Below are 26,196 nucleotides of genomic sequence, written 5' to 3'. Positions count from 1 at the left end.
AGTCGTTTACTACGAGGAGAATACTTCATTCCTTTCTTTTTTTCTCTTACAGCTTGATCTTGTAATCGTTTTTGTTGTTGTGCTTTTGTTAGTCGATGAACAATCACACAAGTTGGCACTTTATCAGTCATCAAAGTTTGTCCGCATCAGGATCTAAAAAATGAGTCCAAGTAATTAATGCTGTCAACATAACAAAAAGAGTCCTGATTGATACGGACTCTTTTTTGAGTTTTTAAAAAAGTAAACTTTTAAACACATAATTACATTTCTATTATTTATTTCACCACTTGAACAGATGCTGGTTTCCACCCCTGATTCTCTACCCAATCAATATCAACCTTATATTTTTTATTACTTTGCTTATCTCGTACATTACCGTAGGCTTTATTATCACCATTATTCCCAATAAAATCGAAAATCAATTGGCTCTCTGGAACATCAACAGCATAAGAAATTGCTTTTTTCATCTCACTCCAATCTACTGTTCCTTCTTTAAATTTCATTTCAGGTTTTGCTCCTTGCACTGTACCAATTGGCTTCCAAGAAGGATTAGTTTGAGAACCCTTTTCTTGAGATGCTGTTTTTTCTCCCTCTTTATTTTCATTTCCGTTCATTTTTGCCGATTTTTCTGCTTTTTGTTTCTCTTCTAACAGTGCTGCTTCTCTCTCTTCACGATTCTTCTCTTCTAACAGTGCTACTTCTTTCTCCTCACGATTCTTCTCTTCTAACTGCACTGCTTCTTTCTCTTCACGTTTCTTCTCTTCTAACTGCGCTGCTTCTTTCTCTTTACGTTTCTTCTCTTCTATCTTTGTTGCTTTCTTTTCTTGGGCAATTGCTTTCTTAGATGTATCAGAAGGGGAAAACAACTGGTATGTCACTATACCAACTGTCACTAATACCAAAGTAAATGCAATATTAAAAACCACCTTTTTACGACGATTTTGTTGTTTTTCTTGAAACCTGCTTACTTGTTCCATTTTTTAAACCCCCGAGTTTATTTTCTCTTCTAATCTTTATGCATTATCCTTATAATTCTTAATATTTTTATTAAACGATGGAAATAAATCACAATTCCCATACAAGATTTCATATCATAATAAAATTTGTGTTGTTTCAAGCATCTGACATATGTTATTCAAAAATATTTTAATACATTAAAAATTGATAAGCTTCTGTTCGTAAGAAACCTTCAATTTTATTCAAAGGTGATTCCAATTACGTCCACATTAGATCTCCTGTAGAAATCTTTTTAACAATTAAGCCTCTCCTTCCCTTATTTATAATTTTCAAATTAAACTGCCCTCTATTGTACAATAAAGATGTGTTGTTTTCTACTGGGGTATGTCGTAAAATCAAAAGGGATTTTATCTCTTTTACCTTTTTTTCAGAGTAACTTTCACCACTAGGAAACTCTATTATTCCTAATGTAATCTTTAATTCGCTTTCATCAAAAATCCAATCCTTATTAAGTTCCCTTATCTTTTGTATAAAGCTTCTTTTGGTTTTTCCTATATAGATCAATGTTTCATTCTTAGCATATACTCTAGAGATTGCAAATATTCCCTTCTTAAAAGCTTCTTCTCTATTATAAAAATCATTTAAACTATACAATCCATACCATTTAATATGTACTGTTTCTATTAATCTCACCTCATTTTTAGATAATATTATAATTTCCGAATGTTCAAATTATTATGGATACATAGCCTTGATTACTTGAATTATAAATAGTGCTTTTCAATAATACATTTTATTATTACTAATTTCAATAATGAATATGTATATCTCATCATGAATTTCCTATCATTTGTTTCGTCAAGTAAGGCTCATAATTCTCTTCGATAATTTTATCGTTCTGTGGTGGGAGAATCCTTGTACAGGGGAAATAGCGGGTCAGCCGGATGATTTGATTTTTCGTTTTCTAAATACCTTTTCTTAAAATGATATGCGGTGTTTTCACGTAGGACGTCATTTGCATAGAATAGCGTACTTTTTTGGGGAAATTCGAAAATAACACCTTCACAGGAGTCAGACACTTGTCGATAAGCACCACGCCCCCTCTTTGATACATTAGCATTTCAAATGCCATCCCATCCCACGGTTTCCTAGTCCCATTGTTATTCCTCGCTTCCTACTTGTAAATTTCTACTTCAATAAAATATGCAATATTTCATATTTTATTATTATAATATTACTTTATTATTTATCACTTTCGATTCTATCATTGAAATTCATTAATAAACCAACATTTGTAATTTAATTCCTGATGTTTAATTCTGTTATAACACATTAATTTTATATATTAAAATAACCATACTGGAATTTCTTGTTCTGTACATCTATACTTGTTTTGTATATTATATAGCGGAAGAGTAAGGTAAGAGTTACTCTTTGCCATTTTAGGAAAAGGCCTGTTGGAGACAACAGGTCCTTTCTTCATAAAAGGATTATTTTGTTTTAATTCCATTTACTCTTTGCTAAAATTCAGTAAAAAACATCATGTTAATAAAGGAGCAATCATGAAGCATACTATAAACTTATGGTCTTTTATTTTTTCATTTATTTGTGTTGGTTTACTTATCCTATACTTTGAAAATGAATCTATTAATACAGCGATGAATTGGAGTTCTACCGACCCAATAATTTTTTTACTAATATTAACAGCTTGGACATTCATTGGTGGCCTTATAGGAATGAATACGCCAACTACTGCGAAAACAACGATTAGAAGTATAATTACAATTACACTTACATTGTTCTTACTTTTGTACTTAATATTAATAGTGTGTTTTAAGTATCTTTAATCGCATCGTAATTATTAAATTCGTTTTTTGGATTTTAATAGAATAAAACTCAATATTCCGTCAATACTGTATATGACATTAGATTTTCTCCTTGTTCCCCCTTGGAGAACCGAGCAGTTAGCTTTTGCTAGCTGCTCTTATTTATTGTTTGGTTTAAACCATCCTTATTCTTTTGTTTCATCCATTAACTTTTCTATCGTGATATCTGTTTTCCCTAATATATTTTCCAGAGTTTTATTAACTGTCCATATCTGTGATCCGCTTAATCCACGTAATGGCGCATCAATCATAGACATTGACAAGCTCAAAATGTTCTTTTTAAGTTGTTCGAGTTGTTCTGTTTCTTTCATATCCATTCCCTTTTGTATTAAAATGAAATTTTCATTATAAATAATGAACTTTCAACGTTACTCAATTGTAAATATACATACAATACTATTTATCCATAAAGGGGGCGTCTTTATATGAATCCATATCAAAGAATATCTTTAATAATGGTTATTTTAGTACCACTTCTTTTCTTAACTGTCACCCTAGTTACTGGTCGATGGGGGTTCTTCTTTTGGAGCCTACTGCCTAGTTTTATAAGTGGGATAATAGCTTTCACCTCTTTTAAAAAAACACGACAGTAGACAAAAACTTTAATATGCAACCGCCAAAATAGTGATCTGCTCTTTTATTATTACTTAGCCATTGATTCATATTAATTTCACCACTAAACTTTAGTATAATGAGATGGAAAAATTCAAAACGTTTTAAAAGTCCCACCTCTTTTCAACTCGCCGCTATCCCATGATGAGACTCCCTATACGTATTTAAAAACTCATCAATTACTTTAACTTCGCGTTCTTCATTTATAGTATCTCTTGTCCTAGTGAAAATTCTCCGAATGTGTAAGTTTGAAAACATCACGCTCTGGAATGTGTTTGTATAGCATGTTTTCTTCTTTGACAAGAATATCATAAGAATGATAGTCGTGTTCAATCGAACCGCCAAAATCTCTAATGTCAATTGTTCCAATGAGAATCTGATTTCCGAATTTAAACGATACTTTTTCACCCAATTGAAATTTCATTTGTGGAAAATCTCTATCCTTTTTCCAATACATATGTTTCACTCCAATCATTTTTAAATACCGAGATACCTATATTAGTTTTGTTCTAGGAGCACTATAAAATGTTAGCTTGATGGGCATGTGGTACCACCCTTTATTTCATATAAAATTAGGTTACTTAGATTTTTTCAATTCTTTGTTTGCTTTATCTATTAACTTAGAAGCAGTCTCTAATCTTTCAATCCCACCATCAACTTCATATTCTTTACCCTTATCTAAACCTTCTTGTATGATTTCCACCCCATCTTTTACATGAATCATCGCTAAACCTACATTATGTTGTACTGGGTGATCTTTTACTTCATACTCTAACTTACTTATTTTGTCCACTAACTCTAAATAAGGTTTAGATACTTCTTTTAACTCTTCTGACTTTTTCTTCATTGACTTGCTACTTTTTACAATACCGTCTATTTCTTTAGATTGTTCGGAGAAATCTTTCATTAAATATGCTAGGTTCTTACTGAAGTCTTCTTTTTTATTCTGTTTAACAGAAGCTTCCATTGCTTCATCTTTCTTAACCTTAGTCTCACATCCAACCCCAGTTAACATTAACATTGGAACTACTACAAAAGATAAAATCTTACGTTTAATTGACATATACCCCTCTCGAAAAAATTGTAAGAAATTAACATATGAACCATAACATAAATTGCGTAAATAGACTATGAAAAAAATACGATTCTTACGATAATTTTCGAGTGTTCTAACAATTTTAAAATATCTATTATAATTATATGGTATCTCGCTCCATATACTTTTGTTTAGTATTTTGTTGCTTTTTTATGCTCCCTAGGATACCGTTAGTATTTTTCAATATAATCTATGCTACACGTAAAAATAAAATAAGCTCCCCATATGGACAGCTTATTTACATAATTATCGTTATTGGAAGTAATTATAAATTAGTTTGTTAGTTCAAAATGATTCTATTGCTTCTTCTAAAATCTTGTTTACAAAGTCACTTTTACCTTCAGTATAACTTGCTCGATCTTTCGTTGTTTCTAACAATTCCTTTTTTAATTGTCCATATTCTCTAACAGATTCTGGATGGTTTCGAAGATAATCACGGAACGCTAAATGTCTTATAATTTCTTTATTTTCTTTACAACAAACATATAAGTGGTGGTCTATCCAGACTTTTTTTCTCCATGCCATGGTGTGAAGTGATCTTTTCTTCCAAAAGCTTCGCGACCTTCAATACCTAAATCACCTTCATGATAGTAACCTAACTTTTCGAGCCTTTGAATGACTTTTGGAAGCATATCACGATTATCTATTACAAGGTCTAAATCTATAATGGGTTTTGCACTTAGATTATTGACTGAGGTGCTACCAACATGTTCAATGGATAATAATAAGTCATCTAATTCAGCTTCAATAACATGCTTTAACTCTTTAAAAATAATTGACCATTCTGGGTTATAATCTTCAATTTTTATTTCGCTTTTTGTCATGATTCATCCACCTCTTCCTTCCTAATTGTACCATTTGAGAGAACCGATTTGTTCAGATTTTTAGATGTATATAGTATTCATCCGAGGTTAACATAACGCATCATTATCAGTAGCAAGGACAAGGAGGAATCTTCCCCTTACAAGGGAACCTCCTTTCTTTTTCTATCGACCTATGCATTTTTTTATACATTCCTATCCTGGCACGGTTTTAAGGTTCTTTTTTGTTGTTGGATAAATAAAAAACTGTATTAAATCTTGCATGCTCCTAGATGTCACTATATATGAACACTACGTATTTGACTTTCTCAATGACCAACATTACTTAACATGGTAAAATAGTATTCGGATGGGAATCCAATGTTATTAAAATTAAAGTGGTTATCAAGTCGGAGGAAGGCACCTTAGTGTGTCTTTTCTTTTTAAAATATATAAGCGCACTATCCCTTTCCTAACAGAGGCCTCCCCCTCATGCCTCCTTACAGGGAGAATGATAAGGCTTTTTTTATTTACCCAATTACCGAGCTCTCAAATGTTTTAAATAGTTACAATACATGTATTGCTTCAATAACATATGATCATTCTTAAGAATGTCATTGAAATATACCAATAGATGTTAGTGCAGTAAAATAAATTGTGTTATGATGTGAGCATATATAAAGCTATCTAACGGAGGGATTCATATGCCGCATGTTGTATTTCGTGGAATTACTACTGAACAATTAAAAAGCATAAGCAAGCCATTAGTAGAAGAGCTCGCAGAGATTTGTGAGTGTGGTACGGATAATTTTACGTTGGAACTACCAAGTTCTACGTTTGTATTCAATGGAGAAGAAATAGAAGCGTTTCCTCTTATTGAAGTGAAATGGTTCGAGCGTGGACAGGAAATTCGTGATCGATTTGCCAAGGCCATTACTACATATGTAATGGATTTTGGACTTCCAGAAGTAGAGGTTGTATTTACGGTTTTCACAGAATCAGCGTATTATATTAACGGGAAGCATTGTGCAAGTTAGAGCTATTCGAAAGATTTTTGTAACATTTATAAGGGGTAGAACCACATTGCCATCATGCTAAGAAAAGCGAATATCCAAACACACAAAAATGAACTCAATTCTCATAGACAACTAACTGTGAAGAGATAAACTTTTTGTTTTTGGGGACATCAAAATATTAGCTTGATGGTGTTGTAGCGATCCCTCTTTTAAAATAGTAGAATATAACCATGAAAAAACTCCTAACAAATTTTGTTAGGAATTTTTTCAAATATGCGATATTTTTTTAATCCTCATTATTGATTTCTATTGTACCTGTTCTAGCACTAACTTTTAAACTATTTAACAGATTATCAGGTGTCTTAATTTCCACTTCATATTCAAATTTAGATTGTGCTAAGTTGTCATCTTCTAATTCGAATTCTTTTTTCACATTAATAATTTCTCCATTTGTATGAGCTAAAGAAATTTCACGAACTTGTTTCTCTGTGTAGTTTTCATTCTTTTTAGCATAATTGTAACCCATACCATAATATCCACCAACAATAGCAATACCACTTACTAAAATAGCAATTACACTTATCATTATTTTCTTTTTATGTTTTAACATTTTCATCCACTCCTTCATGATTAATCATCTATTCCAAATCTTGTTTCAAGTGCATTTTCTGCTTGCTCTAATTGATCTTCCAATATATCGTGTTCTCTTTCTTGCGTTTCATATTGTTCAACAGTTATCGTTCCAGCGTGATAATCTGCTTCTAGCTGATTATCAGATAGATCTATCTTGTCATCTAATTGATCAATTTCTTTTTTTGCTGCTAAGTACGTATTTAAGTTTTCTTCTTTTGCTCCAACTGGTTTCGTGTTATTTGCCTTTTCAACGATAGATGTGACTTCGTTTTTGAAATCTTGTATTTGCTTCGTGTCATTCGTAGCAGGCCCTGTTTTGTTTGGTTCTTGTTGTAGTTGAGCACTTTCTTTTTGCAATGTATCATTTTCCACTTTCAGTTGTTGTACTTCTGTATTGTTATCAGCTTGAGTAGAACAAGCTGTTAAGAATAAACAAGACATTGCTCCAATCAACATCCACTTTCTCATTCTGTTTTCCTCCCTTTACATGTGCACCTTATCCTTGCCTTTATATTACTGAACAAACATTAAAGGAAGATTAATGTACAAAAAAATAAAATGATATAATTAAATAGTTTCTAATCTTTCTTTAATGTTTTGGAATTATACTGATACATATTAATAAGAAGAAAAGGAGAATGTTAATGCGAGTTCTTATTGTCGAAGATGAACAAGACTTACAAAATATATTAGTAAAACGATTAAATGCAGAACATTATAGTGTCGATGCATGTGGGAATGGCGAAGATGCCTTGGATTATATAAACATGGCTACCTACGATTTGATTGTGCTTGACATTATGATTCCTGGAATAGATGGTTTACAAGTATTACAAAGGTTACGCGCGGATAATAATACAACTCCTGTCTTGCTTCTTACAGCTAAAGATACAATTGATGATCGCGTAACAGGACTCGACTTAGGTGCGGATGATTATTTAGTAAAGCCGTTTGCTTTTGATGAACTATTAGCAAGAATTCGAGTGTTAATGCGAAGAAAAACAGGAAATACATCTAATGTATTTGAAATCGCTGACCTAGTGGTAGATTGCAATATGCATAAAGTAACAAGAGGAGACCAGGTTATCACTCTTTCCAGTAAAGAATTTGCTATTTTAGAATATATGATTCGTAATAAAGAAGTTGTGTTGACACGAGATAAAATTGAGCAACATGTGTGGAATTACGACTATGAAGGTGGCTCGAATATTATTGATGTTTACGTCCGCTATCTTCGTAAAAAAATTGATAGCCAGTTTGAAACGAAGTTAATTCATACAGTACGAGGAACTGGTTACGTATTGCGAGTAGAATCATGAAAAGACTATCAATAAAAATGAGAGTGACCCTGTGGTATACGGGGCTAATTGTAATTATTATGGCACTCGTGTTAGCTTTTATTTTAACTTCTTCAGATAAAGTTTTGCTTTTTAATATGAAAGATCAATTGAAGAGCACAGTAAAAGAAAGTATTGAAGATATCGAGTATAAGCATGGTCAATTAAAGATGGACGATGATTTTGAAACCTTTGAAGATGGAGTAAATATCATCATTTATAGTAAACAAGGTGAGCCGCTGGCAGGACATAGTCCAACAAGCTTTAATAAAAAGATATCGCTTAAATCCGATGAAATACAAACTATTAAAGACGGTAATAAAGAATGGATTGTATATGATTTTCTCCATAATGCAGGCGGCGATGAGCAAGTCTGGATTCGTGGAATAATGACTATGAACCAATTATCATCAACGATGAATACGCTTATTGTGATAACACTCATCTCATTCCCATTACTTATTCTCATTGCCGCAGTGGGGGGATATTTTATTACACAAAGAGCGTTTCGACCTGTGCAACAAATGAGTGATTCAGCCAGTAAAATTGGTGATGGTAAAGACCTTTCGAAGAGAATTAATTTACAAGGTTCACCGAAAGACGAAATGTATCATTTAGCACAAACCTTTGACAAAATGTTTGAGCGATTGGAGACATCATTCGAAAGTGAAAAACAATTTACATCTGATGCATCTCATGAATTAAGAACACCAACATCTGTTATTATTTCGCAATGCGAATACGCTTTATCACTGAGGAATAATCCGAAAGAAATGGAAGAATCTTTAGAAGTAATTTTAAAGCAATCACGTAAAATGTCCGCGCTAATCTCACAACTCTTATTATTAGCAAGAGCTGACCAAGAAAATCATAATACTTTCCAATTTGAATGTATCAATATGAGTGAATTAACGGAAATCGTTGTAGAAGAGCTTTCATTAATGGTTCAAGAAGCTTCGATTGATATCACAACTCATATAGAGGAAGACCTGTTTATGAAAGCAGATCAAACATTGATGATGCGTTTATTAATGAATTTACTAACGAATGCGATTGCTTATAGCAAAGCGAACGGCACTGTGCATATGCAACTGTTCCGTGATGAAACCAACATAATAGGTAAAGTCTCCGATAATGGCATAGGCATCAGCGAGCAACATATTACGAGAATATGGGACCGCTTCTATCGAGTTGACGCAGCAAGAACATCTTCAAACATCGGAAACACAGGTTTAGGATTGTCGATGGTAAAATGGATTGTCGAACTACACGGAGGAGAAATTACGGTTGAAAGTAAATTAGGAGAAGGCAGTACTTTTACCTTTAAACTACCAATTGAAAAACAAGCATAATTTATGAATATTTGTAGCTCCAGAATGAAGATTCTTCATTCCTTATATAAAAGTAACCGATGCATTTTAATCAGCATCGATTTTATCATTTTTGACAACCTGTTCTGTTCAGTTGATATGCATATGGAAAAATATCGAAATAAAACCCCAGAAATCCAAAGGTCTCTGGGGTTTTATTATATATTTAGCTCTTTTTGCTTTTTGTTTTGTTTATGTCTATGCAGCAATTTTCGGCTTATGAGAGAAATCAGTAATAAGACCAGTATTAGTACGAAAAGTTGCATAAATGATAAATCAAAATATTTAGCACCTGTAACGATTAACAATGTAGAAATCGTACCTTTTACAATGAAAAAAATAATAATCCATAATCCGCCTTTTTTCCAGTTCATTTTTATATTACCCTTTCCTACGTTTAAATTATTAAATGGGACACCTTATTAGAAATCTATTATATTAATAAAAAAGTCATGTCTAATTAAATGCAATGATTCCATAATAAGTGAAAATGATATTCAATGTCAATTTTATTGACTGTTTGAATACCTGTTTCTTCACTTCAACCTCTTCCTACTTTGTTTCTTATAAGCAATGAACTCTTGTTTTCAAACAAAAAACACCTCCATTGAATTTACATACTTCGCATGCGAATTCAAGAGGTGTTTTTTCATATACCATCAAGTAAAATTTCCTGCCTTATTTCTTGATACGTACCTATTTTCTAGTACACAATAACTGGATCATACGTGTTCAAACTATCATATACAGTTTTTGCAACGTTAGGCAGAAGGTTTACACACCCACCTGATCCCCCTGTTAAATAAGCATTATTTCCCCAGTCTTTTCGCCAGCCTGCATCATGGAATCCTTGACCACTATTTGTGAATGGAACCCAGTAATCTACTTTAACTGCATAATCAGCTTTACCTACTGCGCTTCCTTTCAGCGTGTATGGTGTTCGTTTATATAGAACGTACCACACACCTGGTGATGTATCTTCACTCGTGCTATGTTTACCCGTTACTACATTTGTTGTGACGACTAATTTCCCATCTTTATAAATCCAAATTTGTTGATCTGCAATTGAAACTTCTGCATATGTGTCACCGATGCCATTATTCGATGTTGTTTTATAGCCGATTCCTTCCTTCTCCCAACCATTCCCGTGAATATTAGAAGCAGAAAGCGATTTTTCGCCTTTCTCAAAGGCTTGTTGAACTTGTTTTGTTTCTTTTTCCACATCTAGTGCCCAGCCGTATCCTTGTCCTTTTACTGATATAACCGAACCAGAATGTGTTTTAAAAGCGAAGTCTTTATGTAATGTAGATTTAGCCTTATTAATTTCAGAAATCTTATTCTGAATTTCGCTCGCATCGATTGTCACTTTCATGTCCTTTGACATAGACGCATTTTGAATTAGATCTTTCGCTTTTAATGAGTACACTTCATCCTGCACTTTATAATCAACAGACTGCCCAAGAAGATTTTGTAATGCTTTCTCTTCTTTTTTGATAATCGGATCGTCTTCTTTAATAGGCTGTATGTATGCAGACTTTAGATGAATTTCGCTTTTATGCTTCTGCTTGTCGTAATCTTTTAGTAGATTCGTAACGTCATACTGTTTTCCATCAACACTCTTCGAAATTACAACTTTTCCTTGTTCGAGCTTCGCCATAGCATCTTGAGGCGCTTTTAATTTTTCATTCATAGAAACAAGCTTTTCTTCTACAAGTTTTTTCATCGTTTCACTACGATACTGATCCGCTTCTTTCGGTAGCAATGAATAATCTTTTTCCTTTGCGGAAGGGAAAAATGTCCACTGGCTTTTTAATAGTTTCTTAACTTGTGGCAAATCTTTTTCCGTTAGCTCCGTTTTTGTATCTTGTTCATCTAAAATTTGTTGTTGATCAATATAGACTTTATTTGCTAATCCAGATGTTTTTAATTTCTGTATTGCCTGATCAGCGCTCAAACCACCGACCTTTGTATCATTAATCGTAACATTCGAATTGAAGTGAGTTGCCTGATAATAACTCATTCCTCCAATAAGAAGTGCAATTACACCGCCACCCGCAGCGATTAGCTTCCAATTTGTAAAACGTTTTCTCGATCTTACCCGTTTTTTCTCAACTTCTTCCACAGATTCATTTACTGTATTGTTGTTCATCAATCTTTCCCCCGTATACATTAACGTCAATCGATTTTAAACCAAAACCATTGAATAGTGTACCTTATTTTTCCTGAAATTTCATTGTTTTTGACCAGTTTTATCTAACTTTAATCGTTTAAAGTTAGATTTTTTAATAGAAAGATATATAAAGATGGTAGATAAAGTGAAAAAAGGACCACATCAATCGAGTTATTACGGCCCCCTCGCATTTCCCTAATGTTGAAAGGTGATAATCTCTATAAATATTTTAACCTAGTGAAATAATTTTGAGAAGTTTCAAGTTAGAGGAAGGCAACATAGAATGCCTTTTATTTGTGAATATTTTAATGTCGCATTTTTTATAAATTCAAATGCAAACTATGCTTCCCACATTTCACCAGGTTTCACAACCTCTACTATCGGCCTAACGAATTTCACATTATGACCTTATCATCAACAATTTCAAGTTTCTTTAAAACTATTATATATGTTTGTACCACGCTTTATTAATACGATTAATCTTTTCAGGTGTTGAATTTTTAGACTCATTCTTTGGTGTAATCCTATTATTAGAACATCCTGCAATAGCGAGACAGTATGTAGCCAATAAAACTAATAATATTAATTTCTTCAAATAGCCACTCCTATATAAGGAAAATATTATATTGAGAAAATTAAACATAACATCGAATCTTTGTAAAAACAATATATTTCCTAGTATTATTATTTAATGGCGGATTAATGCACACCTTAAGGTTCATTAATCCGCTTATAAGCGTAGAACCTCATGCTCATCAAGTCAATATCCAATTTACATTTTATCCGATTCTCAATGTTTATTCCAATATAAAAAAATAGCTATTTTTGTTGAAAACTAATTATCTCCAAATTGAAAAATACGAGCTGAATTCCTATAACACTATATACGCTTATTCAACTAGTTTCTCCCCTGTAACAATCTGAAACAAAGTGGCTGCATGTTTCCCTTCTAATTGAGCGTACCGATTATCCCCCGCCTTGATTTCCATTTTCCCCTTATTAGTGCTTACCCAAATTTGATACAAAACAGCTTTCGCCTCTATTTTTGGATTTTTAAATTGAAAAACAAAGTGATAATCAGCTGGACGAGACATCTCCACTTTTTTATTTTCAAAAGTAGTATCATCTAATATTTTCTTTACTTGCAACACTTCGTTATTATCTGTCACCACCTTAAAATCTTCATATTCATTATCACCAATATGTTTTTGCGCTTCGATTGTTTGATCTTCATTTCCTAGTATATTTGAACAGCCAGTTACTATAAATATACAGATGACAATAAAAACGAAAGACAAATGTTTACCCCTCATATTTATCTACCTCATTTCAATAAAAATACTAATATTATAAAATAAAGGTAATTACATTAAACTTAGAAATATAAACAATAAAGGGGAAGGAGTGCCGTTCCATGCAGTTAAAAACATATACTTGGAAAAGTTATACGTTTCTCATTGTAAGTATATTCGTTACTATTAATCTCTTTCTCTTCACACCCATTTTAGACAGAATTGGAGTAGAATATGTCGTGCCTTTCGCCTACTTCATACTAGCTTCCGCTGTTATAGCAATTCTATTAGCGGTTATATCTTTTTGTAGTCGAAATGAAAGGAAAATTTTAGCGATTATCGGTTTATGTTTTACTCTATTTAACACAGTAATTATTTTATTCTTCCTTTGGTTCGGTTACCATTTCACTTAAGTGAAATATAAATAAACTCCATAAGCCACAAATAAAATTAATAGAATCGAAATGCCGAGTACCGTGTATATAATCCATTTTAATTTGAATTCATATCCCCCCTTCTCACCTCCGGACATTTCCAGTATATAACAAAAAGCATTGGATACCCAATGCTTTTTCACACTTACGCAAATAAAGACGTATTCGCATATAAAGCTGGTGAACCACCTGAATGTACGAATAAAATGTTGTCTTCTTTATTAAATGTACCTTTTTTAATTAAGTCGATTAATCCCGCTACCGCTTTGCCTGTATACACTGGATCCAGTAAAATACCTTCTGTTTTCGCAAGTAATTGAACTGCTTCCACCATTTCTGGCGTTGGTAACGCGTAACCTGGTCCTACATATTCATCAAAGCATGTAACAGCTTCGCGCGGGATAAAGTTCGGAATACCAACGTGAGCTGACGTTTCCTCTACAAGTTTTGCTACTTTCTCTTCTTGTTCTGCTTTTCCTCTACTTACGTTGATTCCAATTACAGGTATGTGACTTTGTGTTCCAGCAAAACCAGTAATTAAACCAGCGTGCATACCAGCGCTACCGCTTACGCAAACAACTGTACTGAAATCAATTCCTTGGTCAAATGATTGTGCCATAATTTCTTGCGCACAAGCAACGTATCCCATTGCACCAGTAGGATTTGATCCACCAACTGGTATGACATATGGTGTATTACCTTTTTCACTAACTTCTTTCGCTACTTTATGCATCTCTTCCATAAGATCTGCCCCGTTTGGTACAACAATTACATTTTCAGCACCTAGTAAATGATATAAGAAATAGTTTCCGTTAAAGTCTGGCTTCTCTTCTGGCTCAAGCCCTTCTTCTAATACAAGAATACATTTCATTTTTTCTTTTACCGCAGCTGCAAGTGTTAGACGGCAATGGTTTGACTGAATACCACCAGCTGTAATTAACGTATTTGCACCTTTTGCCTGTGCATCCGCAACTAGAAACTCTAACTTTCTCGTCTTATTACCACCAGCTGTTAAACCAAGTAAATCATCTCGTTTAAAATAAATAGTCGGCCCACCAAGTGCTTCAGAAAAATTGTTTAATTTTTCAATTGGTGTATATGACTCTGTATATTTTTTTCTCGGGAATTTAGCTAAATTCATAAATAACGCTCCTTTTGTACTTCTTTCACAATGTATGTAACGATACTATTATTACATGTAAAAATGATGAAGTCACCTTTCTGGTGGAAAAATGTATTGGAATTCGGTTTTTGTGAATGGAATTGTATTAATAATTTTAACTCCAATACGGTACGTGAAATTACATTAATAACTTTCATTTTATTTCGATACATGAAGTTTATATGAACGATTTTTTTAAATATATCGTTCATAACTTGAAATATATCGACTTACCGACAAAAAACGACAACACAAAAGAGCCCACTCATTAAAAAGTAGGCCCTTACTAATCACTTATTTGCCGAAAATCGAAGAAGCTGTGTTAATCCTGGCTCTAAATTCATTTCGCCCTTATGACGTACGTGTACAATTTTGTCCCCATCAAATTTTGGTGGGTTTCCTGGATTATACGTATTCCACTCACTAGTTCCCTCTACAGAGTACTCCATATATTCCGTTGCACCGACGATTACGTTTTTACTATCATCAGCGGTTACATTCGGTGCCATTTGTGCAACTTTCGAATCACTAATTAATAATTTTTTTATATCCTTATCACGTTTGTAATCGTAAGCTGTTACCATTACATCGTTACCATATGCTTTCACTTGTAATCCTTGTTTAAATGAATATCCATCTGGAGCAGTTTTCTCTCCGCCATTTGGTCCAGCTGACATCCAGCCTGTTTCAATACCACCCGTATTCACAACTGTAAAGCCTTTTTTATCTCCGCCTGCAATTTTCTTTTTACCAGCCCAGTCTGGTAAGTTTAAATCCCAATGCGTATGACTCGTGAAGAAAACAACTTGCGGATAGTCTTTTAATATATCGTACAATTTATCCACGTTTAAATAGTCATTTAAATACGGTGATTGTCTTGATCCAGATACTGTATCAGGTAACACGTGATGAGAGAAAATAAAAATCGGCTTATTTTTATCTTTTTGACTGTACTCTTCTAAATTTTGTTTTAACCATCCTAATTGCTCATCACTCATATATACTTCATCCCACATTTTTGAATCGTGGTATTTCATATATTTTTCAGTTCCTAAAAATAAAAGCGGATAACCGTCTAATTCTTTTTTATGATATACCTTTTCTTGCCCGCTAAATTGTAAGTAGCGGTTGAATAGCGTTTCTTCCGTTACACCATTTGGCCATGTACTTTGAGAAAGTTTCCCAGCAGCTGTCCATTTACCAGCATAAAACTCATGATTCCCAACAGTTGACCATACATTCTCTGGATATTTATTTTTATTTAACACACGCTTCACATCATCATATTGTGACTGTTGTCCCGTTGACGTTATATCCCCATTCATAATAAGCGCTCTAGAAAGTGGTGTCACTTTGTTCATATCTTTTAATACGTGATCAAAATCCCCTAAATCCCCTTGAATATCACTAATAACATTAAAAGTTGTAGCTAATTTTCGGCCTTGCTCTTTCCCTTCCGCATGTACTGAAAACGTCGGTAATAATGCCGCCATAACAGCTAATGAAGCAACTGCCTTTTTCATACAAATTCTCCCCCTAATAATAGAATGTATAAACTGACATGTTCTGTTTTCTCTTAGATGCTTGTCCAATTCACATTATAAGGAGGGATTGTAAAGGTTGATTGGGTAAAAAATTAAGAGTTTTTTAAGGGGTTTTGTCTTTTCATTGCACTCCACAATTCGAGATTCGCGCCAATCTAGCTTTCTAGCCTTTAACATTACATACATGTAAATTTTGATGTTAAATCTTTTCGTTTCATACGTTGTTTTTTATTACTTCTAATTTTCGGGAAAAATCCACTAATTAATAATGTTATAATCCATACCATTATTAGAATAAAATTTAATGTATTACCGGAATTCAAGCTGAAAACCCTCCACAAGTATGCAGCACAAAAAACGAGAATAGCAGTAATAATAAATAAAAATGTCCTAACTACTAATCCGATGTGGGATTTCTTCTCTTGCTTAAAAATGAAAGTTCTTCTACCTTTGTACAATCTAATTACAAATAGCAGCAAATATACACTAAGTGTGGCTCCAATAACAATTGATGTAATGGAATTACTTTTTCTCTGCTCAGCTAGAGAGAAGTAACTTTCAGGTAATTTTCCAGTTTCATGTTCAATCCATGCGTGGTAAATATCCTGTCGTAAGTCTATACCACCTTCACTATTCGTGAGGATTACCAATCCATCCTTTGTATTAGGAATGAAACCATAAAAAGAATGCCAGCCTCGATTGTCACCAGAATGATAAAGTAATTTCCATTGATTAGATAATTTTTTTTCAAATATACCTAAACTATTCTCCCTTAATACCGGCTTTTGCATTTCCTCAACACGTCCACTTTTGATGACACCATTCCCTTTATTATTTGTATCCATACTTGCAAGTATCCATGTCATCATATCCGTAACATTTGTCTTGAGACCTGCAGCAGCCTGTTCGGTAAATTGGTAACTAGGGAGCTCCTCTCCAAAATATCCATAAGCTTTCGAAAGGTTATGATTTTCAGGACGTTGTAAGAATGAACTAGATTTCATTCCTAAAGGTTTCATAATTTGTTCTTCCATATAACGATCAAACGGTATTCCGGTAACCTCTTCAATTACAAGTTGTAAAATTGTATATCCGCCACCAGAATAAATTGTTTCTGAACCTGGTTTATTGGTAACCTCCACTGGTTCATTAAGCCATCCTTTTCCAGACAGAGACTCCTCGATAGAGTCAAGATGTTTCCCTGGTGTAACCCCGAGGTATCCTTTATGTGCAGACAGCCCTGCTGTATGGCTTAGCAATCTTCTTATCGTGACTTCATTATTATTAAACTCTGAATTAGGTAATTTCCATTTGGTCAGATATTTTTCAACGGGATCATCAAGTGATAAACGACCTTCATCTACAAGATGTAGGATTCCCCACGCTGTAAGGCTTTTAGATATGGAACCAGCTTGAAACAAAGTATCATCACTCACCGCTTTTTTTGTCTTTTTATCTACATAACCGTAGTTTAGTGTATAAGCAATACGCCCCTCATGTACAACCCCTATTGCAACCCCTGGTACCTCATAATTCCCCTGCCATTTTGGTACCTGTTCATCCAGCTTTTTTTTGAAATCCTCTATACTCCTATCAGTCAACGTGCCCGATTCTGCCCTCACCACATTTGTAAACCATGCTTCATTCGTAATGAATATACAAATCATTAAACATAAAATACTTTTGCATATTATCGATGCTTTTTGTCTATTCTTCATTTGCTCTACCCCTTTTTTCAGAATATTCTATCCGTCAATCAGAGTACCCCATTCTAATATCCCATTCTATCGATTTTTATTACTTAACCTTACAAAATTGTAATAAAAATCAAAGATCTACTATTGTCCTTTATCCGAGGACAATGAAATTCATCAACAAGATAGACATGAGGTTATATTTATGGTTTCAGTTAATGCCCCTAAAATACTAGTTTGGTTAATCAATTGGATATATTCCACACTACAAATATTTATTTTATAAAAAGAAGAACCCCACACATTTTGATTAAAATGTGCGGGGTTCTTTTGGCTTCCTTAAATTTTTATGAAAAAGATTGATTATTTTATGTAGCTTACTAAAAAAAATTTTGTTCAATTAACTAACAGAACAAGATTAAACACTTAACTCGTATTAGTAATTTTTACTGTTTCTGTTGATAAATATAAAAATACTGCCTAACACACTTAATGAAAGTGCAAAATACAATAACAAATCAGGTAGAAATTTCAAAGGAATAATATCAATTAATTGTAAAACAATAATGGCAAGGATACCTAAATATAGAATATTGTACAAAACATTATTTGTTTTATATAGAATTTCTCTTCCTCTTTCGTCATTTGCTTCATCACTTGATTGAAATTTTATTACATACATCTTACTTATCACTATTAAACCAAATAATAAAATTTTTAACAACAACATATGTATCACTCCTCTAGATAATCAAATACGTCGGTTAACGGCTTTTCAAATACATTTGCGATTTTAAAGGCAAGAATTAGAGAAGGGTTATATTTATTCTTTTCAAGAGTAGCGATAGTTTGACGACTAACTCCCACTCTTGTTGCCAGTTCTTCTTGGGTCCAACCTTTTTCTGCTCGACAAACTACAATTTTATTATGCAACAATAGTAACACCTCTTGAGATAATTGTAATTTATTTTTTACAAATTGTAAATTATTTTTTACAATTTATTTTTAAAATTAAAAATCCTCATAAAAAAGGACATAAAGATTTCTCCCCATGCCTACTAATCTTCTACTTCTTTACCGTATGTATATAATGCGATGTTTCAAAAACTTAATAAAAAAGAGAACTACTCTTCAAGCACTTCTCTCTTTCATCCAAACAATAAATATAAAATAAATCATTAAAAATATACTATATAAATTCCATAACGTGGGTATTGCAGCTACACTTAAATAAAGAGTTCCTAGTAACAAGCAATCATAAAAGTTTTTTTGTTTAAAAGCGATGTTTTTTTGCCATCGGTTCTATGTATGTATTTAATATCCACATTAATACTTTCCATACCTTTTGTTGGCTAGGTGGTAGATGATCGTTATATACATAACTGTATTCAATTTGCTGTGTTGCACCACGATTTCGTTTGAACTCTCCAGCCCCAGCACTACAATGGCAAATTAATTCTTTTTCGATAGAATCCATTGTAATAAGGAGGGAAAGTATACGGTATAAACCTTGTTGCTGGTCAGAGTTTGTATTATAGCCAAGGATCGGCGTTGTCATAACTCCATCCCTAATGAAATAAGCAATGACACCATCAATTGTATCCCCTTTTTTTATGGCCTTTATCTCAAATAAACGATGCTGAAGAGCATTCCATAAATAAGCGGGTGTAAACATTGGGTTATGGGCGGAATATTTTTCGATATATAGTTGGTTGTATAAATGGGAAATTTGTAAAATATCCTCCTTTGTTAATTCTTCATTCGTAATGATTTCATAATTGCTTTTCTCTAATAAGCTTTTATCGTTTAATAAGTCTTTTCGTTTTTTTCGATTCATTTTTTTATAGTGTTTCGGATCAAATAAGTATATAGAACGAGACATAATTTTCTTGTAACCTACTGTAGATAGTGCTTCTGTCGTTACAGGATATAATGCATTATTTAAAGAGCGAAATAAAATTGTATGCTCTGGAAATTTCTCAACAAATAGATTTGTAATTTGTTCGATTTGTCGTTCGTTGATAGAGTGATAAAGATTTGTTGAAAGCATCCAATTATTTACGACAATTACTTTATTAATATTCGTTCGTCGTAGCCAACTTCCCATAAGATGAATCGGATAGGTTAATAGCTTCTCTAGCCATGGTTTTTTCAACTCCCATAGCTCTTCTAACGCATAAGATACGTAATGTGTATAAGGAGAACATACATATGAATTTTCGAACTCTGCGTTATTAAGAGTAACTGGCAAGATGAGATCATCGATTTCTAATAGAAAGAGCTCCGTGTTAACATTTTCAATACATGCTGTAACCCCCTTTTGAAAAAGAGGCAGGAAACTATCTCGCACATATGCCCCATCTTTTTTTGATTCCCAATCAATACTATACAAGGAATGAACATCATGTAACTGAATCATTTATGTTCACCACGCCTTACAAGACTTTCTATTCTTTTTAATTTTTTATCATATACTTGAATATCGTAATGTGAAAAGAAGAACTGTGGTATCGCACACTTTTTAGTAGACCATAGTATATGTAACTCTTTCATTACATTTGATTTACATAATTCCAGATTTTCAGGGAGTGCTTTAAGTTTAATTTCAATTTTGTCTACGCTATGCTGTATTACTTTAAATTCTTGAATGTCACTAGATGCAAACAAAATTGCTCTTCTAATGAAATCTGGAAAAATAGATATTTCTTTATTATCCAATTCACTTATTCCAATAAATATATCGTCACATCGACCATCAATTCGTTCTAATGCTAAGAAAGGTGAACCACAGCTGCACGGCGTTTTTTTCTCAATTAATATGTCATTGAGACGATAGCGTATAATCGGCTGTGTTTTCCTCATGAAATCAGTAATAATGGGAACGAATATCCCTTTCTCTTGATCTAAGTATTCTTTTTCAATATGAACGAGATCTTCATTAATGTGTAATGTCCCCTCCTTGCAGGTGGTAGCAAGAAAACCTTCTGTACATTGGTAAACTTGGTGTACTGTCTGCTTGAAAGTTGCACAAATAAACTCTCTATCAATATCTTCAAGCACTTCTGCTACAGAGATAATTTTTTTGGGACAAATCGTAATCAGTCCTTCTTGCTGCCAGTCAGCGATTTTCCGTAACATAGACGGAGGTGCAATTAAAATAGAGGGCTGTATTTCATTTAATCGCGTAATATGCTGCTGAAACGAATCTAGTAAATCAAAAAAATGAAATGAGATTCGCTTATTTTTTGTCGCTTCGTATAAATTGCTATTTGCACGTAAGAAAAAAGCAATCGTGTGTTTATGTAAAATGCTAGAAGGAAGCACCTTTCCAATAATCGATCCAGCCCACAACGTTTGTTCTTCCTCAGAAACGAGAAAAACCCCACGATTCCCACTAGTTCCTGATGATAAACCAACAGTTATATTACGAATGGTTGGGGAGAAATTCCGGGTCTTTTCTGCTTCAAATGCTACATGAAACGCTTCTTCCTTTGAAATATGGGCTGTATTTAATGTATCAAAATGTTCCATCATTACTTCTTTATCAATAATAGGGAGCGCAGACAAATTCCCCTTTTGAATTTCATTTAAAAAAGGCGTATATAATTGGCGATAAAAAGGAGACGCCTCTATCGTGAACAAAAGATGTTTTTCTATTTGTTGTTTATGAAACTGTTCCAACTGTTTACGACTTGAAAATCTCGAGCCATATTTTGTTTTCAAGTATTGCTTGAGAATTCGTAGTTTATTCATAGTACACCCCTGCTTTAATTTTATCCCATGTATGTTCACAATGAGTTGGTACAATTTCAATCTCAGGTGATGTTTGTGATAAATGGTGTAACTTCTCAATATTCTTTCGGTAAGATTTTGGATCGCTAGTTAAAAGGTTGGCAATCTTACTAGGAAATACAAGGTTTTGATACGTTTTACTTAGCCACACTGCGTCTGCACAAAGAAAGACAATTTTTTCACTCTGTAAATGGACGAATAAACCGAATTGTCCCGTTGCATGTCCTGTTAAGTCAACAGCAAATAATGAGCCATCATCAAATACATCATACCCCTCTTCAAACTTTCCATATGTAGAAGGTAAGTTAAGGGATGGAGTTTGATCAATGAATGACATTCTTTCCTCTAAATCCATCGGCAGTGTATCTTTTAGACACCCTTTTAATAGAGCACCAAATTTACTTCTCTTTTTAATATCCTCATAAGCTTTTGCGAAGGTTAATATTTTCGCTTTTGGAAAGTCGGGTAAACCAGCTGTATGATCGCCATGAAAATGAGATAGAATAATATATTTAATTTCTTCTGGCTGAATACCATCAAGAAGAAGTTGCTCTTTAATAGATTGCTCTTCCGTGAAATGAACAGGCGTAAGTTTTGCATATACAGAGTAAGGGAATTTTTTTGTCGCCTCTTTAAAATGTCCCGCATATCCAGTATCAAATAAAATATATCCTAATACTGGATGCTGGAGTAACCCTACTGTAGCTGGAAAGCATATTTGTTTCCAACTGCCCTTGGAATATGCGATTTTTTCTGGATGTGTGCAATATCCTGTATCATATAGCTTTAAAGATTTGATTTTCATTGTATTTTCCACCAGTCTACAAATTTTGTAATTCCTTCTTCTATACTGATCTTCGGAGCATACCCTAGTTCTTCTTTAGCTTTATCAATATTTAATGTCTGGCTTTTTGAAAGAACACTAACAGTATATTTTGTGAGAATAGGTTCTTTTCCAAATAAAATAGTTTTTGAGATTCCTTCTAGTATAGCAGCTAGTGAAAAAGCGGTTTTGTAGGAAATTTTTTTATATTTTACTTCCTTATCAAGACGCTTCATTACATTTTCTATGACCTCATATAAATTTACACGCTCGTCATTTGTTATATTGTACTTTTGCCCTAATGTATGTTTTGGGGAATGCATACAAAGAAGTAAAGCATCTACTACATTCTCAACATACGTGATATCAACAAGAACATTTTCAGTACCAATTCTCGGTAAAGCACCCTTTTCACATACTTTAATAAGACGCGGAAGAATCGCATTATCTCCTGGTCCGAATAAAGCACGCGGGCGTATCGTGATAACTGGTAAACCATGCATGAATGCTTGATCAATAGCTTGTTCAGCCATGTGCTTCGTTGTTGCATAATGATTTACAAATGTATCAGGAAGTTTCGCGTTTTCTACTACATTTTGTCGTTCATCATAATAGAAATAAATACTTGGTGTTGATACGTGGATCAGGCGTTTTATACCGTACTTTTGACATCCCTCGATAATATGTTTCGTTCCTAACACATTTGCATTATAAAAATCTTCATATTTACCCCAAGGGGAAGAAAGTGCGCCGCTATGAAAGATGTAATCTTTACCTTTACAAACTTGTAGCACACGATCCCTGTCTTCAAGAGGACAGTAAACAAACTCAATTCCATTTTGTTCTAATACCTTACCGATTGTTTTATTTCTTCCCGTTGCCGTTACTTCATAGCCCATATTTTTCAGTCGAAAGGCGAGTTTTTGTCCTAGAAAGCCCGTTCCACCAGTTACTAGCATTTTCATAAATCTTCACCATCCCACGATATGTCATATGTTGTTTGCTCTAAAATAGTCCGTTCCTGTTTATAACTTTCACGCCACAATTTATACATGCTAAAAAACTGATAAAAAAATGGTTTCCAATCATTGTGACGATAAACGATATCTGGATAAGAGCATAGAACTTTTAACCATCGCTTACGTTTTTGTTTACTTTTTAAATTCGGAAATCCATAAAGAAGCATCGCTAACCGAATTGCACACTCAGAGTTTGGTCTTGGAATGAGTGTATTGTTTACCTTTTCATGAAAGAAGGCCGGCAATATTTCCTCATCGAATAAATGTAATCCACTTGTAGTACGTGGATTACATTCAATCGGAATCGCATCTCCATCCTCTGTAACGATAAAATCAAAAGCAATTTGTCCTGAGAAATTTAGCTCTTTTACAATATGTGTAACAAACTGATCAATTTTAGGATGATTCATATGCTGAAACGCAATGGTAGCGCCTAAGCCTGCCGTAAATTCCGTTTTATACGTAGAGTGAGCTAACACTTCCCCAGATTGTGCAATACTGTAGGAACAATGCTGCGTCCCTCGTATAAACTCTTGCATAATATAATTCGACTTATCTATCATGCTTTCTTTTAGAGCATCCTCTTTTGTAATAAATTCCACTTTATCAGAAAATCGGGAAAAAATCGGTTTTCGTACAAAAGGAGTATGAGCTGGTGTTTTGTGCATCATTGAACTTATCGCTTCTTCATCATCTATTCTATATGTTGCAGGTACTTGCCACCCTAAATTCGCTACGAACTGAATAAATTCCCACTTATTATGCAGTAATGAAAGTTTTTGAAAATCATCTACTAATACATGGCAAAATGCGCTTAATTCTTCTCTATATTTAGATATATAAAATACTTCTTCACAAGTAGGAATAAGTAAATCCACATTATGACGTTGAATAATGGATAGTAGCGCACGGATACTTTCATTTGTTTTCCATTTTGGAGAAGGAATTTCATAAAAGTAATCCGTACTCTTTGAAACTTTACTTAATGGATAAGGAATACTATCTGCAATAATAACGGTATGTCCAGCGTTATGAAACAGTCTGCATACATGCAGAGTTGCTGGTGCACGTGCCCCTGTAATTAATACTGTTTTCTTAGTACTCAAGAAGGATGCCCCCGATAGAAAGTCCCGCAGAAGTACCTAATAATAATATTTTATTTCCACGTTGCACTTTCTTTTGCTTAATCGCTTCGAAAAGAGCGACTGGAATAGATGCGGAAATCATATTACCGTAGTCTTCAAAAATGGTCATAAAGCGCTCTTCATCAACCCCTAATTTTTTACGAATGAGTCTCATAGCTGGTCCACTTGCTTGGTGAGGAACAATTAAATCAATATCGGCTAGAGTATAACCAGTATCCATAAGTAGCTTGTCAATAAACTTCAACAAATACTTAGAAGATAGTTTAAAAATGGCTCTTCCATTCATATCGAACAAGAAGTCTTCTTTTCGTTCCTCACTATACTCGCGAGGATGAATCATCGTTCCACCGCCACGAATTTCTGATAAATGCGCACCAGAGCTATATGTTTCCATATGGGAAGCAATAATAGAAGATGTATAATCGCCTTTTGTTATTACTACAGCTGCCGCACCGTCACCGAATAAAATACTGCTTTCATTTTGCCCCCAATTTAATCCAACAGAAGAAATTTCAGAAGAAATGATAACAACATTTTTGTATCTCCCGCATTCCATTGCGTACGAAATTGTATCAAGTGCTGTTATGAAACTTAAACATGTTGAATTGATATCAAAACATGGAATACCAGAATGCTGTAGCCCGAGCTGTTCTTGAATAAGTGATGCAGTAGAAGGGATCGCCTGTTGAATCGTTCCGCTTCCGCAAATAATACAATCGATATCATCCCAAGTTAACTTCGCATCTTCTACAGCTTTTTTTGCAGCTTCTGCACCCATATAAGAAGACGTTTCTCCATCAACAAAATATCTTGTTTTTACCCCAGCTTTTTTTAATGTCCAGCCTTCTGGCACATGTAGCATGCGATCTATTTCAAAAGATTCTACCTTTCTTTTCGGAAGATATGTTCCAATTCCTTTTATACTAATATATCTTTTCATTCTCTATCGCCTCTTAATCTTTTTATAAATTTAAAAATCCTTTACATCTAAACATTGTTGTGGATACATACAGAAAGTCTTTTTATAACATTCTGCTATCCCCTTATGTACTTCTAATCATATTTCTCTTCAAAAAAGAGCAAGCTCTCTACTTGAGAACTTGCTCTTTTTGCATGAGAATTCTTCAAATACATACTCTAGAAAAAAACTTTTATATCAATTTAATTATATTATAACAATTATCCGAAAATATTTAATAGTATTTTTTGTAAATAAAAGTGAAAATGTGGTATAAACTTACGTGAGATGGTAGTTTATTGAGCAGCAAATATACACATATGGAGTGTACATACAACTCATTTCAACATCTTCTTTTCCCTTTTTGTTTCCATAAAAAAATAATTTATATAATTAAATTGGCGGAGCTTTAAGTAATACTGCACAAAACAAACATATCTACCATCACTAAATTTG

At 33.5% G+C, this 26,196-nt stretch carries 25 protein-coding genes and 2 pseudogenes; 4 read left to right on the top strand and 23 right to left on the bottom strand.

What is annotated here, in order from left to right; all coding sequences use genetic code 11:
* Positions 1 to 275: 275 nt before the first annotated feature.
* From AC3WTA_RS19785 to AC3WTA_RS19755, 7 genes and pseudogenes are all read right to left on the bottom strand, one after another.
* The gene (locus AC3WTA_RS19785) at positions 276 to 977 is read right to left on the bottom strand and encodes a YrrS family protein (RefSeq protein WP_000438682.1); all 702 of its coding nucleotides are present in this window, start codon (positions 975 to 977) and stop codon (positions 276 to 278) included.
* Between the two features lie 238 nt (positions 978 to 1,215).
* Entirely contained in the window at positions 1,216 to 1,650 is a 435-nt protein-coding gene (locus AC3WTA_RS19780) for a hypothetical protein (RefSeq protein ID WP_002096472.1), read from the bottom strand.
* A 355-nt stretch (positions 1,651 to 2,005) separates the two neighbouring features.
* Positions 2,006 to 2,089: pseudogene (locus AC3WTA_RS19775) on the bottom strand (Holliday junction resolvase RecU); the annotation flags it as partial.
* An 879-nt stretch (positions 2,090 to 2,968) separates the two neighbouring features.
* Positions 2,969 to 3,154 (bottom strand): hypothetical protein, encoded by a 186-nt coding sequence (locus AC3WTA_RS19770; RefSeq protein WP_000665244.1) that lies wholly within the window; start codon positions 3,152 to 3,154, stop codon positions 2,969 to 2,971.
* A gap of 521 nt (positions 3,155 to 3,675) precedes the next feature.
* On the bottom strand, positions 3,676 to 3,912 hold the full coding sequence (locus AC3WTA_RS19765; RefSeq protein WP_000289868.1) for a hypothetical protein: 237 nt from the start codon (positions 3,910 to 3,912) through the stop codon (positions 3,676 to 3,678).
* Between the two features lie 120 nt (positions 3,913 to 4,032).
* Positions 4,033 to 4,518 (bottom strand): hypothetical protein, encoded by a 486-nt coding sequence (locus AC3WTA_RS19760; RefSeq protein ID WP_000023748.1) that lies wholly within the window; start codon positions 4,516 to 4,518, stop codon positions 4,033 to 4,035.
* A 318-nt stretch (positions 4,519 to 4,836) separates the two neighbouring features.
* Positions 4,837 to 5,375 (bottom strand): annotated as a pseudogene (locus AC3WTA_RS19755) (GrpB family protein).
* 680 nt (positions 5,376 to 6,055) lie between these two features.
* Between AC3WTA_RS19755 and AC3WTA_RS19750 the strand changes: the two are divergent.
* Positions 6,056 to 6,388 carry a DUF1904 family protein gene (locus tag AC3WTA_RS19750; protein ID WP_001120973.1) on the top strand — a complete coding sequence of 111 codons (333 nt, stop codon included), beginning with the start codon at positions 6,056 to 6,058 and terminating at the stop codon, positions 6,386 to 6,388.
* A gap of 265 nt (positions 6,389 to 6,653) precedes the next feature.
* Here the strand turns inward: AC3WTA_RS19750 and AC3WTA_RS19745 are convergent, their stop codons facing one another.
* Positions 6,654 to 6,977, bottom strand: coding sequence for a PepSY domain-containing protein (locus tag AC3WTA_RS19745; RefSeq protein WP_000912142.1), 324 nt, complete (start codon positions 6,975 to 6,977; stop codon positions 6,654 to 6,656).
* 20 nt (positions 6,978 to 6,997) lie between these two features.
* Positions 6,998 to 7,468, bottom strand: coding sequence for a hypothetical protein (locus AC3WTA_RS19740; RefSeq protein ID WP_001233665.1), 471 nt, complete (start codon positions 7,466 to 7,468; stop codon positions 6,998 to 7,000).
* 176 nt (positions 7,469 to 7,644) lie between these two features.
* On the opposite strand from AC3WTA_RS19740, the gene AC3WTA_RS19735 reads away from it, so the two are divergent.
* Positions 7,645 to 8,319 (top strand): response regulator transcription factor, encoded by a 675-nt coding sequence (locus tag AC3WTA_RS19735; protein ID WP_001264526.1) that lies wholly within the window; start codon positions 7,645 to 7,647, stop codon positions 8,317 to 8,319.
* Positions 8,316 to 9,689, top strand: coding sequence for a sensor histidine kinase (locus AC3WTA_RS19730; RefSeq protein WP_002096469.1), 1,374 nt, complete (start codon positions 8,316 to 8,318; stop codon positions 9,687 to 9,689). The genes AC3WTA_RS19735 and AC3WTA_RS19730 overlap by 4 nt, the downstream gene beginning before the upstream one ends.
* Positions 9,690 to 9,865: 176 nt before the next feature.
* Here AC3WTA_RS19730 and AC3WTA_RS19725 read toward each other — a convergent pair whose 3' ends face one another.
* The 3 genes from AC3WTA_RS19725 to AC3WTA_RS19715 all read right to left on the bottom strand — a co-directional run bounded on the left by AC3WTA_RS19725 (position 9,866) and on the right by AC3WTA_RS19715 (position 13,190).
* A complete protein-coding gene (locus tag AC3WTA_RS19725; RefSeq protein ID WP_001104091.1) occupies positions 9,866 to 10,081 on the bottom strand; it encodes a hypothetical protein in 216 nt (71 codons plus the stop codon).
* A gap of 329 nt (positions 10,082 to 10,410) precedes the next feature.
* A complete protein-coding gene (locus AC3WTA_RS19720; RefSeq protein WP_001064110.1) occupies positions 10,411 to 11,856 on the bottom strand; it encodes a L,D-transpeptidase family protein in 1,446 nt (481 codons plus the stop codon).
* 911 nt (positions 11,857 to 12,767) lie between these two features.
* Positions 12,768 to 13,190, bottom strand: a complete 423-nt coding sequence (locus AC3WTA_RS19715; protein WP_001214240.1) for a YhfM domain-containing protein — start codon at positions 13,188 to 13,190, stop codon at positions 12,768 to 12,770.
* A gap of 101 nt (positions 13,191 to 13,291) precedes the next feature.
* On the opposite strand from AC3WTA_RS19715, the gene AC3WTA_RS19710 reads away from it, so the two are divergent.
* Positions 13,292 to 13,582, top strand: coding sequence for a hypothetical protein (locus AC3WTA_RS19710; RefSeq protein ID WP_001176312.1), 291 nt, complete (start codon positions 13,292 to 13,294; stop codon positions 13,580 to 13,582).
* 166 nt (positions 13,583 to 13,748) lie between these two features.
* Here the strand turns inward: AC3WTA_RS19710 and cuyA are convergent, their stop codons facing one another.
* From cuyA to AC3WTA_RS19655, 11 genes are all read right to left on the bottom strand, one after another.
* Positions 13,749 to 14,744, bottom strand: a complete 996-nt coding sequence (gene cuyA / locus AC3WTA_RS19705; protein WP_001046599.1) for a D-cysteate sulfo-lyase — start codon at positions 14,742 to 14,744, stop codon at positions 13,749 to 13,751.
* A gap of 311 nt (positions 14,745 to 15,055) precedes the next feature.
* The gene (locus AC3WTA_RS19700) at positions 15,056 to 16,288 is read right to left on the bottom strand and encodes a DUF4073 domain-containing protein (RefSeq protein WP_000710417.1); all 1,233 of its coding nucleotides are present in this window, start codon (positions 16,286 to 16,288) and stop codon (positions 15,056 to 15,058) included.
* Positions 16,289 to 16,485: 197 nt separating this feature from the next.
* A complete protein-coding gene (locus AC3WTA_RS19695) occupies positions 16,486 to 18,027 on the bottom strand; it encodes a serine hydrolase domain-containing protein (protein WP_000797445.1) in 1,542 nt (513 codons plus the stop codon).
* A 412-nt stretch (positions 18,028 to 18,439) separates the two neighbouring features.
* Complete coding sequence (locus AC3WTA_RS19690) at positions 18,440 to 18,733, bottom strand: hypothetical protein (RefSeq protein WP_000925448.1); 294 nt, start codon at positions 18,731 to 18,733, stop codon at positions 18,440 to 18,442.
* A gap of 5 nt (positions 18,734 to 18,738) precedes the next feature.
* Positions 18,739 to 18,939 carry a helix-turn-helix transcriptional regulator gene (locus tag AC3WTA_RS19685; RefSeq protein ID WP_000903049.1) on the bottom strand — a complete coding sequence of 67 codons (201 nt, stop codon included), beginning with the start codon at positions 18,937 to 18,939 and terminating at the stop codon, positions 18,739 to 18,741.
* A 337-nt stretch (positions 18,940 to 19,276) separates the two neighbouring features.
* Positions 19,277 to 20,422 (bottom strand): hypothetical protein, encoded by a 1,146-nt coding sequence (locus AC3WTA_RS19680; RefSeq protein ID WP_000615357.1) that lies wholly within the window; start codon positions 20,420 to 20,422, stop codon positions 19,277 to 19,279.
* On the bottom strand, positions 20,419 to 21,756 hold the full coding sequence (locus tag AC3WTA_RS19675; protein WP_001038135.1) for a F390 synthetase-related protein: 1,338 nt from the start codon (positions 21,754 to 21,756) through the stop codon (positions 20,419 to 20,421). Before AC3WTA_RS19675 ends, AC3WTA_RS19680 begins: the two co-directional genes overlap by 4 nt.
* Positions 21,749 to 22,600, bottom strand: coding sequence for an MBL fold metallo-hydrolase (locus AC3WTA_RS19670; RefSeq protein WP_000695250.1), 852 nt, complete (start codon positions 22,598 to 22,600; stop codon positions 21,749 to 21,751). Before AC3WTA_RS19670 ends, AC3WTA_RS19675 begins: the two co-directional genes overlap by 8 nt.
* Positions 22,597 to 23,583, bottom strand: a complete 987-nt coding sequence (locus tag AC3WTA_RS19665) for an NAD-dependent epimerase/dehydratase family protein (protein ID WP_000783227.1) — start codon at positions 23,581 to 23,583, stop codon at positions 22,597 to 22,599. The genes AC3WTA_RS19670 and AC3WTA_RS19665 overlap by 4 nt, the downstream gene beginning before the upstream one ends.
* A complete protein-coding gene (locus AC3WTA_RS19660) occupies positions 23,580 to 24,743 on the bottom strand; it encodes an ATP-grasp domain-containing protein (RefSeq protein WP_000104889.1) in 1,164 nt (387 codons plus the stop codon). The genes AC3WTA_RS19665 and AC3WTA_RS19660 overlap by 4 nt, the downstream gene beginning before the upstream one ends.
* Positions 24,733 to 25,722 carry a beta-ketoacyl-ACP synthase III gene (locus AC3WTA_RS19655; protein ID WP_000833207.1) on the bottom strand — a complete coding sequence of 330 codons (990 nt, stop codon included), beginning with the start codon at positions 25,720 to 25,722 and terminating at the stop codon, positions 24,733 to 24,735. Before AC3WTA_RS19655 ends, AC3WTA_RS19660 begins: the two co-directional genes overlap by 11 nt.
* Positions 25,723 to 26,196 lie beyond the last annotated feature (474 nt).

The organism is Bacillus sp. EB106-07-01-XG149, from assembly GCF_058791555.1.
This window is presented reverse-complemented; position numbering and strand designations above follow the sequence as displayed.

Excerpts from the sequence above, each read along its gene's own strand:
- AC3WTA_RS19735 (WP_001264526.1), top strand. The coding sequence starts at position 7,645 with ATGCGAGTTCTTATTGTCGAAGATGAACAAGACTTACAAAATATATTA.
- AC3WTA_RS19715 (WP_001214240.1), bottom strand. The coding sequence starts at position 13,190 with ATGAGGGGTAAACATTTGTCTTTCGTTTTTATTGTCATCTGTATATTT.
- AC3WTA_RS19740 (WP_001233665.1), bottom strand. The coding sequence starts at position 7,468 with ATGAGAAAGTGGATGTTGATTGGAGCAATGTCTTGTTTATTCTTAACA.
- AC3WTA_RS19785 (WP_000438682.1), bottom strand. The coding sequence starts at position 977 with ATGGAACAAGTAAGCAGGTTTCAAGAAAAACAACAAAATCGTCGTAAA.
- AC3WTA_RS19670 (WP_000695250.1), bottom strand. The coding sequence starts at position 22,600 with ATGAAAATCAAATCTTTAAAGCTATATGATACAGGATATTGCACACAT.
- AC3WTA_RS19760 (WP_000023748.1), bottom strand. The coding sequence starts at position 4,518 with ATGTCAATTAAACGTAAGATTTTATCTTTTGTAGTAGTTCCAATGTTA.
- AC3WTA_RS19730 (WP_002096469.1), top strand. The coding sequence starts at position 8,316 with ATGAAAAGACTATCAATAAAAATGAGAGTGACCCTGTGGTATACGGGG.
- AC3WTA_RS19720 (WP_001064110.1), bottom strand. The coding sequence starts at position 11,856 with ATGAACAACAATACAGTAAATGAATCTGTGGAAGAAGTTGAGAAAAAA.
- AC3WTA_RS19655 (WP_000833207.1), bottom strand. The coding sequence starts at position 25,722 with ATGAAAAGATATATTAGTATAAAAGGAATTGGAACATATCTTCCGAAA.
- AC3WTA_RS19710 (WP_001176312.1), top strand. The coding sequence starts at position 13,292 with ATGCAGTTAAAAACATATACTTGGAAAAGTTATACGTTTCTCATTGTA.
- AC3WTA_RS19770 (WP_000665244.1), bottom strand. The coding sequence starts at position 3,154 with ATGAAAGAAACAGAACAACTCGAACAACTTAAAAAGAACATTTTGAGC.
- AC3WTA_RS19695 (WP_000797445.1), bottom strand. The coding sequence starts at position 18,027 with ATGAAGAATAGACAAAAAGCATCGATAATATGCAAAAGTATTTTATGT.
- AC3WTA_RS19745 (WP_000912142.1), bottom strand. The coding sequence starts at position 6,977 with ATGTTAAAACATAAAAAGAAAATAATGATAAGTGTAATTGCTATTTTA.
- AC3WTA_RS19680 (WP_000615357.1), bottom strand. The coding sequence starts at position 20,422 with ATGATTCAGTTACATGATGTTCATTCCTTGTATAGTATTGATTGGGAA.
- AC3WTA_RS19725 (WP_001104091.1), bottom strand. The coding sequence starts at position 10,081 with ATGAACTGGAAAAAAGGCGGATTATGGATTATTATTTTTTTCATTGTA.
- AC3WTA_RS19665 (WP_000783227.1), bottom strand. The coding sequence starts at position 23,583 with ATGAAAATGCTAGTAACTGGTGGAACGGGCTTTCTAGGACAAAAACTC.
- AC3WTA_RS19750 (WP_001120973.1), top strand. The coding sequence starts at position 6,056 with ATGCCGCATGTTGTATTTCGTGGAATTACTACTGAACAATTAAAAAGC.
- cuyA (WP_001046599.1), bottom strand. The coding sequence starts at position 14,744 with ATGAATTTAGCTAAATTCCCGAGAAAAAAATATACAGAGTCATATACA.
- AC3WTA_RS19700 (WP_000710417.1), bottom strand. The coding sequence starts at position 16,288 with ATGAAAAAGGCAGTTGCTTCATTAGCTGTTATGGCGGCATTATTACCG.
- AC3WTA_RS19675 (WP_001038135.1), bottom strand. The coding sequence starts at position 21,756 with ATGAATAAACTACGAATTCTCAAGCAATACTTGAAAACAAAATATGGC.
- AC3WTA_RS19690 (WP_000925448.1), bottom strand. The coding sequence starts at position 18,733 with ATGTTGTTGTTAAAAATTTTATTATTTGGTTTAATAGTGATAAGTAAG.
- AC3WTA_RS19765 (WP_000289868.1), bottom strand. The coding sequence starts at position 3,912 with ATGTATTGGAAAAAGGATAGAGATTTTCCACAAATGAAATTTCAATTG.